11 protein-coding genes are annotated in these 17,502 nt (G+C 63.1%); 7 read left to right on the top strand and 4 right to left on the bottom strand.

Translation table 11 applies throughout. The annotated features are described in order from the left end of the window. Positions 1-737: 737 nt before the first annotated feature. The 6 genes from ACODRX_RS01055 (at position 738) to ACODRX_RS01030 (ending at position 7,242) form a co-directional block, all read left to right on the top strand. Complete coding sequence (locus tag ACODRX_RS01055; RefSeq protein WP_488869140.1) at positions 738-1,178, top strand: hypothetical protein; 441 nt, start codon at positions 738-740, stop codon at positions 1,176-1,178. Positions 1,179-1,337: 159 nt separating this feature from the next. After that, positions 1,338-3,026, top strand: coding sequence for a cell surface protein (locus ACODRX_RS01050; protein ID WP_488869138.1), 1,689 nt, complete (start codon positions 1,338-1,340; stop codon positions 3,024-3,026). 163 nt (positions 3,027-3,189) lie between these two features. After that, the gene (locus ACODRX_RS01045) at positions 3,190-4,125 is read left to right on the top strand and encodes a peptidylprolyl isomerase (RefSeq protein WP_488869136.1); all 936 of its coding nucleotides are present in this window, start codon (positions 3,190-3,192) and stop codon (positions 4,123-4,125) included. Between the two features lie 56 nt (positions 4,126-4,181). Continuing rightward, a complete protein-coding gene (locus ACODRX_RS01040; protein ID WP_488869134.1) occupies positions 4,182-4,982 on the top strand; it encodes an ABC transporter permease in 801 nt (266 codons plus the stop codon). Further along, positions 4,979-6,277 (top strand): ABC transporter ATP-binding protein, encoded by a 1,299-nt coding sequence (locus tag ACODRX_RS01035; RefSeq protein WP_488869132.1) that lies wholly within the window; start codon positions 4,979-4,981, stop codon positions 6,275-6,277. The genes ACODRX_RS01040 and ACODRX_RS01035 overlap by 4 nt, the downstream gene beginning before the upstream one ends. Positions 6,278-6,381: 104 nt before the next feature. Beyond that, positions 6,382-7,242 carry an SAM-dependent methyltransferase gene (locus tag ACODRX_RS01030; protein WP_488869130.1) on the top strand — a complete coding sequence of 287 codons (861 nt, stop codon included), beginning with the start codon at positions 6,382-6,384 and terminating at the stop codon, positions 7,240-7,242. A 6-nt stretch (positions 7,243-7,248) separates the two neighbouring features. On the opposite strand, the gene ACODRX_RS01025 is transcribed toward ACODRX_RS01030, so the two are convergent. The 3 genes from ACODRX_RS01025 to ACODRX_RS01015 form a co-directional block, all read right to left on the bottom strand. Beyond that, positions 7,249-9,438: an acyltransferase family protein gene (locus ACODRX_RS01025; protein WP_488869128.1), complete on the bottom strand. Its 2,190-nt coding sequence runs from the start codon at positions 9,436-9,438 to the stop codon at positions 7,249-7,251. A 16-nt stretch (positions 9,439-9,454) separates the two neighbouring features. Then, the gene (locus ACODRX_RS01020; RefSeq protein ID WP_488869126.1) at positions 9,455-11,233 is read right to left on the bottom strand and encodes a glycosyltransferase family 2 protein; all 1,779 of its coding nucleotides are present in this window, start codon (positions 11,231-11,233) and stop codon (positions 9,455-9,457) included. A 243-nt stretch (positions 11,234-11,476) separates the two neighbouring features. Next, positions 11,477-15,262 carry a methyltransferase domain-containing protein gene (locus ACODRX_RS01015; RefSeq protein WP_488869124.1) on the bottom strand — a complete coding sequence of 1,262 codons (3,786 nt, stop codon included), beginning with the start codon at positions 15,260-15,262 and terminating at the stop codon, positions 11,477-11,479. Between the two features lie 146 nt (positions 15,263-15,408). On the opposite strand from ACODRX_RS01015, the gene ACODRX_RS01010 reads away from it, so the two are divergent. Further along, the gene (locus ACODRX_RS01010) at positions 15,409-16,332 is read left to right on the top strand and encodes a glycosyltransferase family 2 protein (RefSeq protein ID WP_488869122.1); all 924 of its coding nucleotides are present in this window, start codon (positions 15,409-15,411) and stop codon (positions 16,330-16,332) included. 10 nt (positions 16,333-16,342) lie between these two features. Here the strand turns inward: ACODRX_RS01010 and ACODRX_RS01005 are convergent, their stop codons facing one another. Continuing rightward, on the bottom strand, positions 16,343-17,467 hold the full coding sequence (locus tag ACODRX_RS01005; protein ID WP_488869120.1) for an acyltransferase family protein: 1,125 nt from the start codon (positions 17,465-17,467) through the stop codon (positions 16,343-16,345). Positions 17,468-17,502: the final 35 nt, after the last annotated feature.

Raw genomic sequence — 17,502 nt, 5'->3', positions numbered from 1 at the left:
GTGGTATGCAAACATAAGTTCACATTTCTTCATGATATAGATTTGCTATCAATTTTATTGATTGATTATCATTTAAATTGAAACTAAATGTATAAATTCGCTCTAACGGGAATCGTCCGGCTGTCAGCTCGGGGGCAAGGTCTGGGATGGCGCGGTCGTGAGGCAGCTGTGAGCTATGCATAGCGTGTTGTGCGGGAAGTGCCCTGGGCTCTCACGCTGCATGTTCTCGCGGTAGGCGGTCCGAGGTCTTCTCGCCAAACCCCAACCCCAAAACGCTCAATGCGCAACTTTCCGAAACGGGCGCAGCACGGCCTGCCGCTCCATGGCTGCGGATGGAATGTGGTACCAAAGGCCACAAACGCCCTGCCGGATGTGATCGGCAACCACAATTGCATTTGGTTTCCGTTTGCTCGATGCGGGCGTTGGCGGCGCGTTGGGTGCATGCCTGCGCATACAATCGGCCCGTGCCGCATGCATGAACCGCATGGTGGGCGGATGCGCCTTCTTCGCAGGTGGCCGGGTGTCGCTGCCTCTATATATAGATAGTGCGTGGCACGAGGCTGTTGGCTATATATGCATTTATATGGAGGGAGGCGAGGGCTTCTTTGTCGGGGCTTTTCGCTGGGAGCGGAAACTTTTGGGCCCGGCCGGCCTCCAGCAACAGCATTGCGCGGCTGGTGTGCTCATCGCAGTGGCCCAACGCATGTGTATTGATTGAACCACAGGAGAAAACCCGTATGAAAACCGCTTTGTTCCCTTCGCGGCCAGTCAAGGCGCTGGCCGTGATGGCGGCCGCGGCCATGCTCAGCGCTTGCGCCACCTTGGGCGGCAAGCCCGAAGAAGTGGTGGCCAAGAATGCCCAGGCGTATTGGAACGCACGCATCCAGGGCGAGACTGCCAAGGCCTATGCCTTGGTCAGCCCCGGCTACCGCAAGCTGCATTCGCTGGATGACTTCAAGCGTGAGTACGCGGCTACCAGCGCGCGCGAAGCCGAGGTCAAGAAGGTCGAGTGCGGGCCTGACCGCTGCACCGTCAGCACCCGGCTGGCCGTGGCGCCGCCGGTGCCTGCCAGCAACCTATCGGCCATGGCGGCCCAAAAGCCGTTTACTATAGAGACCTATTCCGACAGCATCTGGCTGTTGGAAGATGGCCAGTGGGGCTTGTATCTGCAGCCCTGAGCATGTGCAAGCCGCGAAATGTGTGCGTTGTAATTACTCAACAACTATTTTGGTGGCGTAAACTTGTTTTGCAGCAGGCCATGGCGTTATGCTACTATCTCTCGGCGTAATCAATCGTGGTAGTTGCGCTGACTAACCTTTTTTAACTGGAGTGTGTTTATGAAGAAAAATGTTCTCGCTTTGAGCATTGCTGCCATGATTGGCGGCTTTGCGGGCGCCGCATCCGCTGGCGTTCTGCCGGGTACCAGCACTTTCGCCCCTTCGGCTTCGCCTGCAACGATGGCTACGGCTACGGCTACGGATCTGGAACTGTCGGACAACGGCAAGGGTCACATGCTGATCGTGCCTTACTACACCGCGCAAGACGACAACATCACCGTTCTGCACGTGGTCAACACCGACTCCAAGAACGGTAAGGCTCTGAAGGTTCGCTTCCGCGGCGCCGCCAACTCCGACGACGTGCTTGACTTCACCGTGTTCCTGTCGCCTTCCGACGTGTGGACCGGCTATGTCTCCAAGGGGGCTGACGGCATCGCTACCTTCACCACCGCCGACACCTCCTGCATTCTGCCCGCAGACGTGACGACTGGTCCCAAGTCGTTCTCGCTGGAGCGCCTGAGCAACGCCAACTGGAGCAACGACGCCAAGAAGAACCACACCCGCGAAGGCTATGTGGAAATCTTGAACATGGCTGACATCCCCACCCAGGGCAATCCTGACCTGGGCGCTACGCAGACCAAGCTGTGGAATGCCGTGAAGCACAACGGCGGCGCCAAGCCGACCTGCGATACCGCTACGCTGCAAGCTACCGCCGCTCTGTACACCCTGCACGGCACGACCGGTGCTGGCGGTGAAGAAGACGTGGCAGCCAAGCTGGGCCTGAACACCCCGACCGGCGGCCTGTTCGGCGACTGGTACATCCAGAACGTGCCCAAGAGCACCACCTACTCCAGCTCGGCTCCGGCTGTGATCGCTGTTGACTCGGCTGGCGCTCCTGCCCGCGGCAACTTCGTGTTCTTCTCGCAAGTGCAAGATGCCCTGCCTGATCCGTACGCACGTGCCAACACCTACAGCGCTGACCCGCTGCTGGCTGGCCTGAACCCGGCTCTGATCCGCCAAGTGTTCGACTACCCCGATCTGTCGACCCCGTACACCACGACGACCTTCGGCAACCCGAACACCCAGGCTTCGCAGCTGTCCACCGCTCTGGCTGTGACCAACGTTGCCAACCAGTACGCTACCGACGCAGGTATCTCCGCCCAGACCGACTGGACGCTGTCGATGCCTACCCGCCGCTACGCTCTGGCTGCCAACTACAAGGCTATCGGCACGTTCCTGTACCCCGCGAACTACATCGTGGTGAACGGTGGCGTGAGCGATCTGGACAAGGGCAAGCCGTTCTTCAACTTCGACGTCGGCAGCAGCCTGGGCATCATCTACCCGCCGCTGACCGGTGTTGCAGCCAACGTGACGGCTGACGACCAAGGCCGCCTGTGCGTGCGTACCGCTTCGAACTCGTTCTTCGACCGTGAAGAACAGCAGAAGAACAACATCGCCGTGTCGCCTGGCAACATCCTGATGCAGCTGTGCGGCGAAGTGAGCGTTCTGTCCATCACCAAGGACGGCAATGGTCCTGGCGTGCTGGGTGGCTCGGTTGCCAACTCGTTCATGAAGGCTCCCTTCACGAACGGCTGGGGCTCGATCAACGCCTACGCTGACGCTGACGGCACTCTGAGCGGCCGCCTGCCTCTGATGGGCCACTCGTTCACCAAGCTGTACAACCCGTCCGTTACCCCTGGTACGGCCGGCAACTTCGGCATCACCTGGGCACACCGCTTCGACCGTTAATCGGTTCTGCGGCGCAAGCCCAGCCGGCCCGGATCAGTCCGGGCTGGCACAGCAACAAAAAGGCGGGATTGATTCCCGCCTTTTTTATTGGGCAAGCCGGCCGGGTGGATGGCCGGCTTTTGTTATGCTTGCATTCTTGTGCTTGTTTTGGAGTGATTGACGCATGAAGGCTTTTTCTCGGTCCAAGTCTGGACACTGCGGCGTGGCGTGGCGTGGCGTGGCACTGGCGGCGGCATGTTGGGGCGCTGCGACGGTGGCTGTGGCAGCTGGCCAGGCACCGGCGGTGCTGCTGGAAGGCGATGGCGTGCAGATCACTTCGGCTGACGTGATTGCGGATGCCCAGCGCCTGCCGCCTTACATGCGCGATAGCTTTCTCGGCGTTCCCAACAATGTAAAGTCGATTGCCCGCAATCTGTATATCCGCCGGGTGATGGCCGAGCGGGCCAAGACCGCCACGCCCAATGATCCCGTGGTGGCCGCGGCGGCCAGGATTGCGGTGGACAAGGCCTTGTCCGATATGTACCTGCAGGTTTTCAACGAGCAGCACAAGCCTGCGGCCGAGGCTTTGGATGCCCAGGTGCGCTCTACCTACCAGGCGCAGAAGGAGAGCTTCAAGCTGCCCGCACAGGTGCATGTGGCCCATATCCTGGTTGCTCAGGATGCGCCCGATGCCGAGGCCCATGCGCAGAAGCTGCTGGAGCAGCTGCGTGGTGGCGCTGATTTTGCCGAGCTGGCCCAGAAGGAGTCGGCGGACCCCGGGTCTGGCAGCAAGGGCGGCGACCTGGGTTGGGTAGGCAAAGGCAAGATGGTGCCGCCTTTCGAAGAGGCCGCGTTTGCACTGAAAAAGCCCGGTGAATTGAGCGGTGTGGTCAAGAGCGCCTTTGGCTATCACATCATCAAGCTGCTGGAGAGCCGGCCGGAGCGCCTGCAAACCCTGGACGAGGTGCGCCCCCAGATCGAGAAGCAAATCACCGACAAGATGCTGGATACTGCCCGCAGCGCCGAAGTGGAGCGGGTGACACAGGATCTGAAGATGAACGACGCTGCGATCGATGCGTTCTCCGGTCCTTATGAGGCGAAAGCCACACCCAAGAAATAATCCGGTGTAAGAGGAGCGCTGTGGGCAATTGCTCGCCGATGCTCCCCGCATATTCCATGCAAACCTTGTTGAATGAAGTCCGCGCGCTTTGGCGCGCGCGTTCGTTGGCGTGGGTGATGACGCGCCGCGAACTGGCTGCGCGCCATGCCGGCACCGCCGTGGGCGTGCTGTGGCCCTATCTGCAGCCGCTGCTGTCGGTGGCGGCGTATTACCTGGTGTTCGATGTGGTGTTTGCCATGCGGCTGGGCGAGGGCGCGCCCACGCATGCGGTGGGTACCTTCCTGGTGGTCGGCGCGCTGCCGTGGATGGCGTTTTGCGACGCGGTGTCGCGCGGCATGTCGAGCCTGCTGGAGGCGGGCTCCATGCTGCAGAAGAACCCGTTGCCGCCGGTGCTGTTTCCGGTGCGGGCGGTGATGGCGAGCGCGCTGATTTTCGGGCCGCTGATCCTGCTGGTTGCCCTGGTCTACATGCCGCTGCACCAGATGCAGTGGGGCATGCTGGCGTTGCCGCCGCTGCTGGTGATGCAACTGGCGATGACGGTGCTGCTGGCCTACGCGCTGGCGATACTTGCGGCGGCGCTGCGCGATACGACGCAGATCGTCAGCTTCATGCTGTCGGTGGGCATCTACCTCACGCCTATCCTGTTTCCAATGTCGATGTTCCCCGAGGACTGGCGCTGGCTGCTATGGCTCAACCCGATGGCTTCGTACGTGCTGGGCTACCAGTCGATTTTGCTGCAGGGCGCTTGGCCCGCACCTGAGGTATGGGTGGTGGGCGCGGTGTGGATTGCGCTGCTGGCGGTGCTGGTAAGCGTGCTGGTGAGTCGCAGCCGCGATCAATTGGTGGATTGGCTATGAAGGCGGATGTGGCAGTACAGGCGCCGGTGCTGGTGGTGCGCAACCTGGGCAAGGAATACAAGCTCTACGATTCGCCGCGCCAGCGGGTGAAGGCCCTGCTCACCGGGCGGGCCACGCACCGCAGCCATTGGGCGCTGCGCGATGTGAGCTTTACGCTGGAGCGCGGCCAGTGCATTGGCGTGATTGGCGACAATGGCGCGGGCAAGAGCTCGCTGCTCAAGCTGCTGGCGGGTACGATGCAGCCGTCCACCGGCAGCCTGGAGCGCACCGGTCGCATCACCGCGATCCTGGAGCTGGGGGCGGGCTTTCACCCGGAGTTCACCGGGCGCGACAACCTGTATTTCGCCGGCAGCCTGATCGGCATAGGCCACGATGAGATGCGCCTGCTGGAGCCCGAGATCATCGCTTTCTCGGAGCTGCACGAGGCGATCGACCGGCCGGTGAAAACCTATTCGTCGGGCATGACGGTGCGGCTGGCGTTTGCGCTGGTGACGGCTGTGCAGCCGGACGTGCTGATCGTGGACGAGGCGCTGGCCGTGGGCGACCAGAGCTTCCAGAAGAAGTGCATCGAGCGGATACTGAGCTTTCGAGAAAACGGCTGCACGATTCTGTTCTGTTCGCACAGCCCCTACCATGTGCGCCATCTGTGCGATGCGGCGATCTGGCTCGACCATGGACAGATGCAGTATTTTGGCGATACCGAAACCGCCTTGGCCGCCTACGATGCGCGAACGCGCCAGCGGCAGCAGGAGAAGGCGGCGCAGGAGCGCGCCGCGCTGCCGCCGGCCCCGGTTCCCGCCGAACCCGCCGAGACCGTGGTGGAGCCTGCCAGCGCTGAAGACCCGCTGGCCACGCCGTATGTGCACTATCCGCCGCAGCTGCCGCATGTGGAGTCGAAGGCGCAGATCCTGTCGGTGGATATCGCGAACCTGAGCGACGCATCGCCACCGGTACTGCAGGGCCACAACCTGGTGGTGACCATCGTGGCGTGCGGCAATGGCGACGAGCGGCCGCACATGGGCTTCATGATCGAGCAGTACAAGGGCGTGGGCATTGCCTCGCTGGGTACGCACGAGGATGGCGCGGCGCCGGTACGCCAGAGCGACGGTACCTGGAAGTCGGTGCTGACCTTTCCCGACCTGCCGCTGCACAGCGGCGACTATGTGGTGTCGGCGCATTTATTCGACGAGTCGGGCCTGGCGGTCTATGACGAGTGGTTCCAATACACTTATTTCCGCTATATCTATCCCAAGCCACTGCCGGGATTGGTGCGGCTGCCGCATTATTGGGAATAAAAAGTGAGCGCCTAGCGTGTGATTGGCGGTAGTTTTAAATAATATTCATATTGAAACAATCGTAAATCAAGCGCAGGCAGCTATGATTTTTGGAGGAGTTGGCCATGCGTGTGCTGCATCGGATTCAGGAAAAGCTGTGGGGCCTGGCGCCGTGGGATGCCGGGCGCATCACCGATGAGTGGTTTCGCTCGCATTTCGAGTATGCGGCGGATGTGGTCCAGGTCTGGCTGGGTGGAGTGATCGACCTGAAGGCCGCGCGCATGCTGCAGTTCGGCTGCGGCGATGGCATTACCGACCTGGCGCTGGTGCTGCGCCATGGTGCCAAGGCCATCCATGGCGTGGATGTGCGCCGCGAATACGAGAAGCTGCCGCGCATCGCACGCGAGCAATTGGGGCTGGCGCGCATTCCCACGGCGCTGAGCTTCCAGACGATAAGGCCCAGCGAGCCCTTGCTGGGCCAGGCGCCGTTGTATGACGCGCTGATGAGCTGGTCGACCTTCGAGCATGTGCAGCGCGACCAGGTGCTGCCGATCTTGCGCGATCTGCATGGCTGCCTGCGGCCGGGCGGCTATTTCTTTCTGCAGATCGAGCCCCTGTACTACTCCGCCTTTGGCGCGCACCTGGGGCGTTACGATCCCGTGCCCTGGCACCACCTGCTGGTGAGCGACGATGAGCTGTGGAAGGTGATACAGGCCTGCGATGCGCCGATGAATCCGGACGAGGTGGATTTCGGTTTTGCCGATTTCGGGCCGGATGGCTACAAGAAGTTCGTCTTCAAGGAGTACCAGGAGCTGAACCGCGTGACCGCGGATGAACTGGTGGATTGGGCGCAGCAGGCCGGCTTCTCGGTGGCCCGCCAAGAGCGCCGCCACTATGAGCCTGCACCTTTGCCCGAGGAGTTGTTGGCCAAGTACCCGCGCGAGCTGCTGACGAACAATGAGATCTTTTTGTTGTTGACGAAGTAGCCGAAATCAGGCCGTTTGTGTGCCGGCCGCCACGATGCGGCGGGCCCGTTCGGCGCCGCGCCGGCGCAGGGGCTCTTCGAGCAGCCGGTAGTTCAGCTCCGCCAGCGCCAGCGTGAGCGCGGCGGCGGTCAGCGCGAACGGCAGGGTGAAGCCGGCGTCGAAGACGGTGCCCGCGGGCGATAGCCGCGCCCACAGTTCGCGGGTGACCCAGAAGGCCGGTATATGGATGAGGTAGATGGCGTAGGAGCGATCGCCAATCCAGCCCAGCAGGCTCAGCATCCAGCGCGAACGGATGAAATAGCCTGCCTGGTAGGAGCACAGCCAGACGATGATCGCGGACACGATGGCGGCCAGGCCGGTGGAGAAGCTGACGACGTCATAGCGGGTAGAGGCGACCAGCCCGAAAAGCAGCAGCAGCGGAATGACGAAGCGCAGGCGCGAGGCGCTAAGCTTGGGATCGAGTGCCCGCCAGGTATCCGTGCGGGAAAAGATGGCGATCAATACGCCCAGCACGATGGCGTCACTGCGCACGAACCACAGCCAATCGGCCCAGACTGCGCGTTGCAGGAATACCTGGGCCAGCACGACGGCGATCAGTGCCGGTACCAGCCATTTGCGCAGCAGCAGTACCAGCAGCGGCAGCAGCAGGTAGAACTGTTCTTCGAGCGAGAGCGACCAGTACAGCGCGAAGTCGCCACATTGCCCGCGGCCCTGGGTGCAATCGTAGAAATGGAAGTTGGCCACATGCAGCAGGGCGGCGGCGGCATCGGCCAGATTGGGTGCCGAGATGCCGCGGTTGCCGGCTTGTACGAGCCAGGGTCCCATGGCCAGTGGCAACGCAAGCCAGACCCATGCCGAGGGCGTGATGCGATACAGGCGCCGCACCCAGAAGGCGGCTGCTTCGCGCCAGAAGGCGGTGCCTGTTTTGTCCGCAAGCTTGGGGATAAGGTTTCTGGCTATGACGTAGCCGGACACGCACAGGAACAGGTCTACCCCCACCCAGAAACCCTTGCCGATGCCGAGCCAGCGAGGCTCCCAGAAAAAGAGCCCATGCAGATGGCCGATGATGACCAGGCCGATGCCGATGGCCCGCAGCGCTTGGATTTCTTCGTTTTTACCGGTGTGTTGCATGACAGGCGCCATTGTGCCTTGCTCGCGGGCTGCGAGGCGTTTGAACCCGCGGTATGCCGGCCGCTCGGCCACCAGATGCAGCAGGCTGGAAAGCATCAGCACCATGGCCAGCGCCACCACGCTGCCAAGGGCCGCGCTGGCTGGCAGCAGCGGGGCGACGAAGCGCTCGAACAGCCAGAGCGTGGGCAGGTGCACCAGGTAGACCATGTACGAGATGTCGCCGCCCCACAGGCTGAGGCGGCGCGGCAGCCGGTTTTCCAGCGCAAGAAACAGCCCGAGCAGGCAGGCGGCGAGCAGGCCGGCAAGTGCGGCGCGCTCGGGAAAGTGGAAGAAGCCGGATAGGCCCGAGGGCTTGTGCGCCATGTGGGTGGCATACCAGTACAGCGCTGCCGCGCTTGCCAGCGTGAGCACGGTCAGCACCGGTGCGGGCAGCCGCAGGCGCTGCCGGTGGCGCTGCAGCAGGTAGCCCAGCAGGAATTCCAGGCATAGCGGCGACAGGAACAGGTGCATGCCGTAGTGGCTGCGCTCGAATTGCTCGACGCTATAGCGGTCGGTTGCGAGCCACCAGGCATTGGCGGCGACCAGGACTGCCAGGCAGGCCCAGAAGATGCGCTGCCTCCAGTGGCTGGGCGCGAACAGCGACAGCGCGACCAGGGCGTAGAAATAAAGCTCGAAGGTGAGGGTCCAGGTGACGGGCAGCACCAGCACGTTGAAATTGAGCTGGTACAGCCAGAAGGAGCCAAGCAGGTCCTTGCCTTGCAGTTGCCCGGCACTGCCGTAGACCAGCAGGCAGAGCAGGAATACCGGCCACCAGCCGCTGTAGATCCGGGCGCAGCGGGTGGCTACGAACTGCAGCGCCGAGCGCCCGCCCGGCGGGCGCTCGGCGGTGTTCATGGCCATGATGAAGCCGCTGATGACGAAGAAGACATCCACCCCCAGGTAGCCGAAGCCTATGAAGGCCTGCCACGGCCCGCTGGCGGGTGCCAGCAGCGCGCTGTCGCGCGTGTGGTAGAGCACGACCCACAGCGCACTGAGGATGCGCAGCGCCTGGATGGAGTGGAGCATGGGCGCGCTGCCCTGGTCAGCTGCTGTGGGTGAGGCGCTGCAGGCGCTGCTGGGGACCGCTGCGCTGGAAGATGCGGCGATGCACCTTGGCGTTGCAAGGCATGGGCGTTTGCACCAGCCAGCAGGTATGGCGCAGCTCGAAGGCGGGGTTGAAGTAGGGGTCGCCCGCATCCAGCCAGGTGCGCCAGCGGGTGGAGAACAGCGCGGAGTCCTCCGGGTGCGGATCGAAACCTTCGGTCTTGCCGCGGGTGATGGATTCGTGGTGGATCAGCGTGGCCTGGGGGCAGTAGAGGATGCGCCAGCCCTGCTCCAGCGTGCGCAGGCAGAGGTCGACGTCGCCAAAGCCGACGGCCAGTGCCTCGTCATAGCCATGGATGGCGTCGAAGGCCTCCTTGCGCATGAGCAGGCAGGCGGCGGTGACGGCGGCGACCTCGTGGGTGCAGACCAGGCGCCCCATGAAGGCGATGTCCACGCGGTCGGGCGGCAGCTTGAGGAATTTGCCGTAGTGCTCGGCGATGCCGAACGCACCCACGCAGACGCCGGCATGCTGGATGGAGGTGCGGTCGGGGTAGAGCAGCTGCGCGCCCACCATGCCCACCGATGGGTCCTGGCACTGCGCGAGCATGTGTTCCAGCCAGCCTTCGTCAAGGGCCTCGATGTCGTTGTTGCAGAACAGGTAGTGGGTGTATTCGCGCGTGAGCTGCCGCACCGCCCAGTTGTTGATGCTGGAGAAGTTGAACGGGCCCTGGTAGCGCAGCACGGTGGCGGTGCCGCTGTGCTTCAGCGCGGCGAAGTATTCGATGCTGGCGGCATCGGTCGATTCATGGTCGATGAGGATCAGGTCGTAGTCGGCCTGCTTGACGGTGGCCTTGATGCTGTCGATGCACTGGCGCACCAGCTCGCCATGGTTCTTGGTGGGAATGATGATGGCCACGCGCTGGCCGTCGCCAATGCGGTGGCGTGCCTCGAAGAAGTTGAACGAGACGCCGGGCGCGATGGTGCCCGGCATGCCGATGCGATCCAGGTGCCGCTGCAGGATGCGGCCCGAGGTGTCCATGACCTCGGCCATTTTCTCGTGGCCGGCGGAGGCGGTATGGGTGCGCCACTGGTAGAGGATCTCGGGGATGTGGACGATGGTGGCGGCGCGTTCGCTCACGCGCAGGATCAGGTCGTAGTCCTGCGAAATGCGCAGCTGCTCGTCAAAGCCACCCAGCTCACGCAGCAGCGCCGTGCGAAAGCCCACCAGGTGCACGATATAGGGGTGGCTGCGCAGGTATTCGGGTGAGAAGGCGGGGCGGTGGAAGTACTGCAGCACGCTGTTGGCGTCGGCATCGACCAGCACCTCGTCGGAGTACAGCATGTCGGGGTCTTCGGCCAGCACGGACTGGGCCACCCGGTAGATGGCCTGGGGTTGCAGCAGGTCGTCGTGGTCGAGCAGCACGACGAAGGGCGACGTGGCCAGCGCCAGTGCCTGGTTGGTGGCATGCGAGACGCCCTGGTTGCGCTCGCCCAGATGCAGGCGGATGCGCTGGTCCCGGCTCGCATAGCCTTGCAGCATCTTGCGCATATGCGGCTCGGGCGAGGCGTCGTCGGCAATGCACAGCTCCCAGTGCGGGTAGACCTGGGCCTGCACCGATTCGATCATCGCCGCCAGCATGGCGTGCGGCGTGTTGTAGGTGGGCACGAGGATGGAGATCGTGACGCTCTGCGGCATGGCCGCGATCTCCTGCCGCAGCTGCGGCAGCACCTCGCTGGCGAGCCGCTGCTGGTATTGCTGCCAGCTGTCGGTGGGCAAAACCGACGGCGCAGCGGGGTGGCCCAGTGACAATAGTTGACGTTTGAGCAGCGGTGTACCACCCTCTCGCCATGCACGCCAGAGCTTGCGGCCATTGCTGCCCAGGTTGCCGGGATCCTTGAACAAATGGTAGAGACTGCGGCGGAGTTGCCTGAGTTTATGGGGCAGGAAGCGGATGTACGGGTGGGGATTCGGCACGATGCGAACGGTATCTAAATGTGAGGAAGTCGTCGGGTTGCTAGTCTAGCGGACTGGAGTGGCTGCTACGGCATCGCTCAGGTAGTCGTGGTCGTAGCTCCAGCTCGGCAGCCGGGCATCCAGTTCCGAGGCCGTGGCGCCGGGTGCGGCAACGGGCTCTTCGGAGTGCAGGTAGTGGCGCTCGCGGATGTCGAGAAAAAGGGAGAGCCATGCATCCACCGGGGTGTTCCAGGGGCGCAGCCAGGTCCAGGGGCGTTCGCTCAGGCGCTCGCTGAAGGCGCCGATATCGGGGGCGACGACGGGCAGGCCTGCCTGCAGGCAGGCGCTGAGGGTATAGCTATAGGTTTCCGGCCACAGCGCCGGGAACCAGACCAGATCGGGCTGCAGCCGCTGCAGCAGCAAAGGTAGCTGCTCCTCGTCGTAGGGGCCGTGTATGGTGAGGCTCGCATGCGGCTGCGTACGCATCTGGCGGTGGGGGTAGCCAAGCAGGTGGAACTCGATGGGGGCATTGGTGCGCGCGGCTTCGAGCGCCACCGCCTCCAGTACGTTGCCGCCCTTGACTGCGCTGACGGCACCCAGCACGAACACGCGCAGATGCGCCTTGCTGGACAAGGCATGCCCATGGGGGCGGGGCAGCGCCTGGGGCGCGGCGATGTCCAGATGGGGCACGTAGCGGATATTGGCGGCGGGGAAATACCGCATGAGCCGCCTTGCTGTATCGCGGCTGGGAGCGAGCACATAGCGCGCCTGCTGCAGGAACAGCCGGTGGCGCAGCCGCCAGTCGTCAATGGACTCCAGCGTGGAGGCCGGGCGCTGCTGCAGGCAGCTGGTGCACTGGGAGAGCCCTTTTTCTCCGCAATAGGTGTGATCCGCGCTGGTGAGCGTGATTTGCGGGCAGGCCGTGTAGTAGTCGTGCGCGGTGAAATCGTAGGCAACGCCCAGGCGCTGCGGCAGGCGCATGAGGTCTGGCGATACCCCCAGCAGGTGGTGGTAGTGGATGTGGCTGACACCCAGCTCCTGGAGCAGCGCCACCACTTTGCCCGATTCGGTGGGCCAGTGGAATTCTTCCTGGTAGCCTTCGGCGCTGTCGAGCCACTGCAGGCGCAGGTAGTAGTCGGGCAGGGGGGTGAGCCCCAGCACCACGGCCTTGCCCTGGGCCTTGAGGTAGGCCGCCAGTTCATGGACATGGCGTTGCGTGCCACCGCCCACGTTGTGCATGACCATCAGGATGCGCGGCGCGGCACTTTGGCGGATGCGCGCCTTGTCGATCGCATTGCGTGCCGCTTGCCCTGGGTTATCCCTGAGGTGCGCATGCACGAGCGGGTCGTACTCGGGATGCAGCTGCTTCAAGGTCTCGTAGGCCGCCTGCTCCCGCGGAGTCTTGCTGTCGCCAAAACTGACGCCGCCCGTATGCAGCACGAAGGTGTCGAGCGCGAGCTGGTGGCGCCAGCCATGGGCGCGGGCGCGCATGCAGAAGTCGTTTTCTTCGCCATAGCCCTTGCCGAAATGCTCCACATCGAACAGGCCGGTCTGCTGCAGGCAGTCGCGCCGGATATACATGCAAAAGCCCACGGCGGTGGGGATATCTATGCTGGCGCCGGGGTTGGCGCTGGCGCACAGCTGGTCGAGGCCGGCGGTGTCGAGCCCGGCGGGCAGCGCGTTGTTCTCGCAGAACCGGGGGTAGCTGCAGATGGTGGCGTTGTTGGACAGCGGGGTGACGCTGCCGGTGTCGGCATGGCGGTAGGCCGCCCGGTACAGGCGGTCCAGCCAGTCGCCGGCCACTTCGGTGTCGCTGTTGAGCAGCAGCACATCGTGGCTGGGGTTGAGCGCCATGCCGCGGTTGACGGTGGCGACGAAGCCGAGGTTCTCGGGGTTTTCCAGCAGGGTAATGCGCGGCTCTCGTTCAGCAAGCTGGCGCAGCCAGGCGGTGAGCTCGGGCTCGGGGCTGGCGTCGTTGATGACGATCAGCTGGCAAGGAACGCTGGTGGAGGCATTGAGCGCTGATTCCAGGCAGCGGCGTGTGTCCGACAGGCTCCGGTAGACCGGTACGATGACATCCACCATGGATGCCGGCGCGGGGGACACCAGCGGTTGAGGGCTGGGCGCCGCCTCGCTGGCCGCGGGTTCGGGTGCTGCGGGCGCCTCCGACGCTTGGGGGGCGGTCTGCAGCGGCGCAGGGGAAGCCGGTGCCTGGACTGGATGCTCGTCATCCGCCAGCGGGGGCAGGGGGGATGCAGGCTCGGGTGGCGGCATGCCCAGGAACGGGGTCTTGGTGCGCGTCAGCGATTGCACGAACCGGTAGAGGCCTGAGCTTTCAATGTGCTGCAGATGGGCTTGCAGCTCCTGGATATAGCTGTGCTGTGCTTGGAGATGCTGCTGTTGCCCGCCAAGGTATTGGTGCTGCTCGCGGATGCGCAGCTGCTGCTCTTGCATGCGCTCTTGCAGATGTTGCTGTTGGGCCAGCAGGCCGTGCCGCTGCGCCTGCATTTGTTCCTGCAGCTGGACGATGCTCTGGTTCGCTTCGGCATGGGCCTGGGCCACCGCATGGTGCTCGGCCTGCCATTTCTGCACTTCGCGGTCTGCATGCTGGATATATTGCTGCAGATCATGGGTGCTCGTGGCAAGCGCCGCATAGTCGGCGGACATGGGCCAGCCCACCTCGATCTCCAGAACGGCTCCGCCGGCTTGCAGGCATTGGCGCAGTGCGTCGTGCGGGATGGGCAGGTGCATCCAGGGGTCGTCGCCATTGAGCAGCATGAGCGCCGAGCTGGGGGCCGTGGCCAGCGCAGGCTGCAAGGTGATCTGGTGGTGCGCGGTATGCGCCAGTGCGCTATCGCTGTCCCATGGGCCGTCCCAGGCCCAGTGTTGTGCTCCCGTGCCATCCTTGAGCCGGATGTGGTGCAGGTGCATGAAGCCAGGGCGGTCGGCCGGGTCCCAGCGCAAGCTGGGGGCCGAGGCTTCGAATGCCGGCAGCTCGAAGCGCAGGCGTTGGTGCATTTGCCCAATGTCGCCCTTGCGGATCAGTTTTTGGGCTTCGCTGAATTGGTGGGCATCCGCCCAGTACAGGTTGCTGGTGAAGGTGGCTTGCGCTTCCTGGCTGCCGTTTTCCAGCAGCGCGCCGGCTTGCCGCGAGGCCGGGTCGCTCTCGGGCCGGACGGTGGCAATGAACTGGTAGGTGAGCGCATCCGGCTGGGCGAGCAGGTAGCGAACCACCGCTGGCGGGAAGCTGTCGGCGGGGCGGTGCCGGAATTCCGATTCATCCAGGGGGCGCTCAATGGTTTCCAGCGCGGTCAGGCTCCATTGCTGCTCGGTGAGAAAGCGCAGCAGGGACTGGCGTGTGAAGAAGCGCAGATGGGTCCGGTCGAGCAGGCCCTCGGGGCGGTAGCGGAATTCGCCCTGCATCAATTCCATCAGCAGGCCACTATAGGCGGCATTCGGCAGCGAGATCAGCAATTGGCCGCTATCGGCGGCCAGCAGCGCGCGGCAGTCGGCCAGTATGCGTTCCGGCTGCTTCAAATGCTCCAGCACGTCCGCACAGACGATGTAGTCGTATTGGCGCTGCGCAAAGGCTTGCGCGAGGTTCAGCTGCTCCAGGTCGGCAACCACCACGTCCCGATAGTGCGGTTGTGCCAGGGCCGCCTCCTGGCTGTTGAAGGTCACGCCGTCCACGGTACAGTTCAGCTGCTGGTGCAGGAACGAGCCCAATGCCCCCGAGCCGCACCCCAGGTCCAGCACCCGTGAGCCGGGCGCTATCTTGCCAGCCAGGACAGACAAAGAGGTGCGCTCTCGCAAATCGATGTGGCGCGTATATACGTGAAGGTCGCGGCTCATGGGAGTCGTTCTAGGATGGTAGTGCAGGCAGCCAGCGTGTGTCTGGTGACGATTTCGCCAAGCTTGGACAATGGGCGCAAGCGAATGATCACGTACCAGGCGATTGGGACACGGGGAGCGATGGATGGCCAGCAGAATTTTTTTCTATGACTGACAACAACAATCGTGTGGCAATTCTATTGTCAACTTTCAATGGCGAGAAATTTCTCCCGCAGCAGCTGGATTCACTGTATGCCCAAAATCATTCGAACTTGCATATATTTGTAAGGGATGACGGTTCATCCGATGGTTCGCTGGCCGTCGCGCAGCGGTATGCCAGCCAGAAGGGTGGGGTGACCGTCTTGCAAGGAAAAAACGTCGGTTTTGTCCAGAGTTTTTTCGAATTGTTGCAAGTGGCTGGCGATGGCTATGACTTCTATTTCTTCTGCGATCAGGACGATGTCTGGCATCCGGACAAGGTGGCTGCGGCCGTCGACGTGCTGGGGCGCAGGGGCTTGAGCGGGCCCGGCATGTACTGCAGCAGGACGGAGTATGTCGATGAGCACCTGAACAGCCTGGGGTTGTCGCCCAGCTACCCGAAGGCCAAGCTGGGTTGGGGCAACGCGCTGGTGCAGAATGTGGCGACAGGATGCACCATGGCCATCAATGCCCGGGCCCGGGCGCTGCTGGCGGCGCAGTTGCCCAGGCAATGCCTGGCGCATGACTGGTGGGTGTACCTGGTGGTCTCCGCATTCGGCGAGGTGGTTTTCGACCCGCGCAGCCATATCCGCTACCGGCAGCATGGGGGCAATACCATCGGCATGCTGCAGGGCGGGTGGGCTGGGCAATGGGCGCGCGTGCGGCGGTTTTGGCGGCGCAGCGGCTTTGGCTTCCTGGACCAGCTGGCGGAGTTCCTGCGCATCCACGGCGATCAGTTGGGGGCCGATCGGCGCGAGCAGGTGCGCTGGTTGCTGCGTTCGCGGCAGCGATGGCAGGATGGACTGCGGGTGGCGGCCATGGGTTTTTACTGGCGCACGAGCCGCTTGGATAGCTTGATCTTGCGGGTATTGCTGGTGCTGAAAAAATACTGAGGCCAGTTCGCTATGGCAGGCGCTGTCTGCTGATGGAGTGTGCCCAGGCGATGGCCGGACGCTCGACGCAAATCCACGACAAGAGGGCGAGCAGCAGCACGACGATCAAGGCCGCAGCCAGGCAGATTGGTTTGGATAGTCCGTGCTTCAGGCTAATTTCGGTGACTGCCTGCTGCACCGGGAATGCATAGATATAGATGCCATAGGAAAGATCGTGGCGCAGGCGGACGCGGGTCAAGGGGCGCCAGTACGCCGCCAAGAAGACCAGGCAGGGTAGCCACAGAAAAACGCCACCCTGGATGACGGCGAGGGAGTTCCCGGTATAGGAGATGGCAAAGCCTGCCAACAATGGCGGTATCAGCCAGAGCCGCCGATCCACCGGGATATGGTTGAAGGCAGCTCCGGCGAAGAAGATGGCGGCGAACTGCCAGAAATCCCGCCAGGTGATGGTGCCTTGATCCAGTGCCGGAACCTTGACCAAAAGAAAAGCGGCGGCCGAGGCGGCCACGACCAGTGCAAGACGGCGGCGGGAGAGCAGCCTGGCCATGCCGAAGCTGACCAGCAGGCCATACATGATGATCTCGTATTTGATGGTCCACAAAGACCCATTGACGGCATTCGGCAAAGGGTTGTGTGCGAATACTCCGGGAAGGTCGTTGAGCGTGGCAAGGGCGCTGGCATAGTTGATGAACAGTCCCCATGCTTGCGCGGACGAGAGAAAGCTTTTCAGATCGAGGGTGGTCATCAGCCCGCCTATGGCGAACACCGACACGAAGGCCGCCACCACCAGCCCCGGGAAAATCCTCAGTGCCCGCTTGGTGCCGAACGCGGTCCATCGCGGACTGCGATCCCAGCTCTGGAAATTGAGGTGTCCACTGATGAAAAAAAAGATGTAGACAGACAATGATCCCAGGCTGTAGGTATTGTTGAAAAAAACCGGCTGTTGCCGGTCATAGAAGTATGAGCCATGGGCGAAGAAGACCCCCAGGGCTGCCAGGAGCCGCAGCAGGTCGAAATTGTTTTCTCTCATGCAGAAGGCCAAAGGAATGAAACAGCCCGTGTTGACGGCGGGAGCCGGCAGCATGGTAAGGCAAATGGCGTATGGAAGACAGGAGACAATACGCGCCAGATGCATGCCTCCTCCGCCTTATCTTCTCCGTCGGGTGCCAT

This window comes from Comamonas sp. FG99, assembly GCF_057808605.1.
This window is presented reverse-complemented; position numbering and strand designations above follow the sequence as displayed.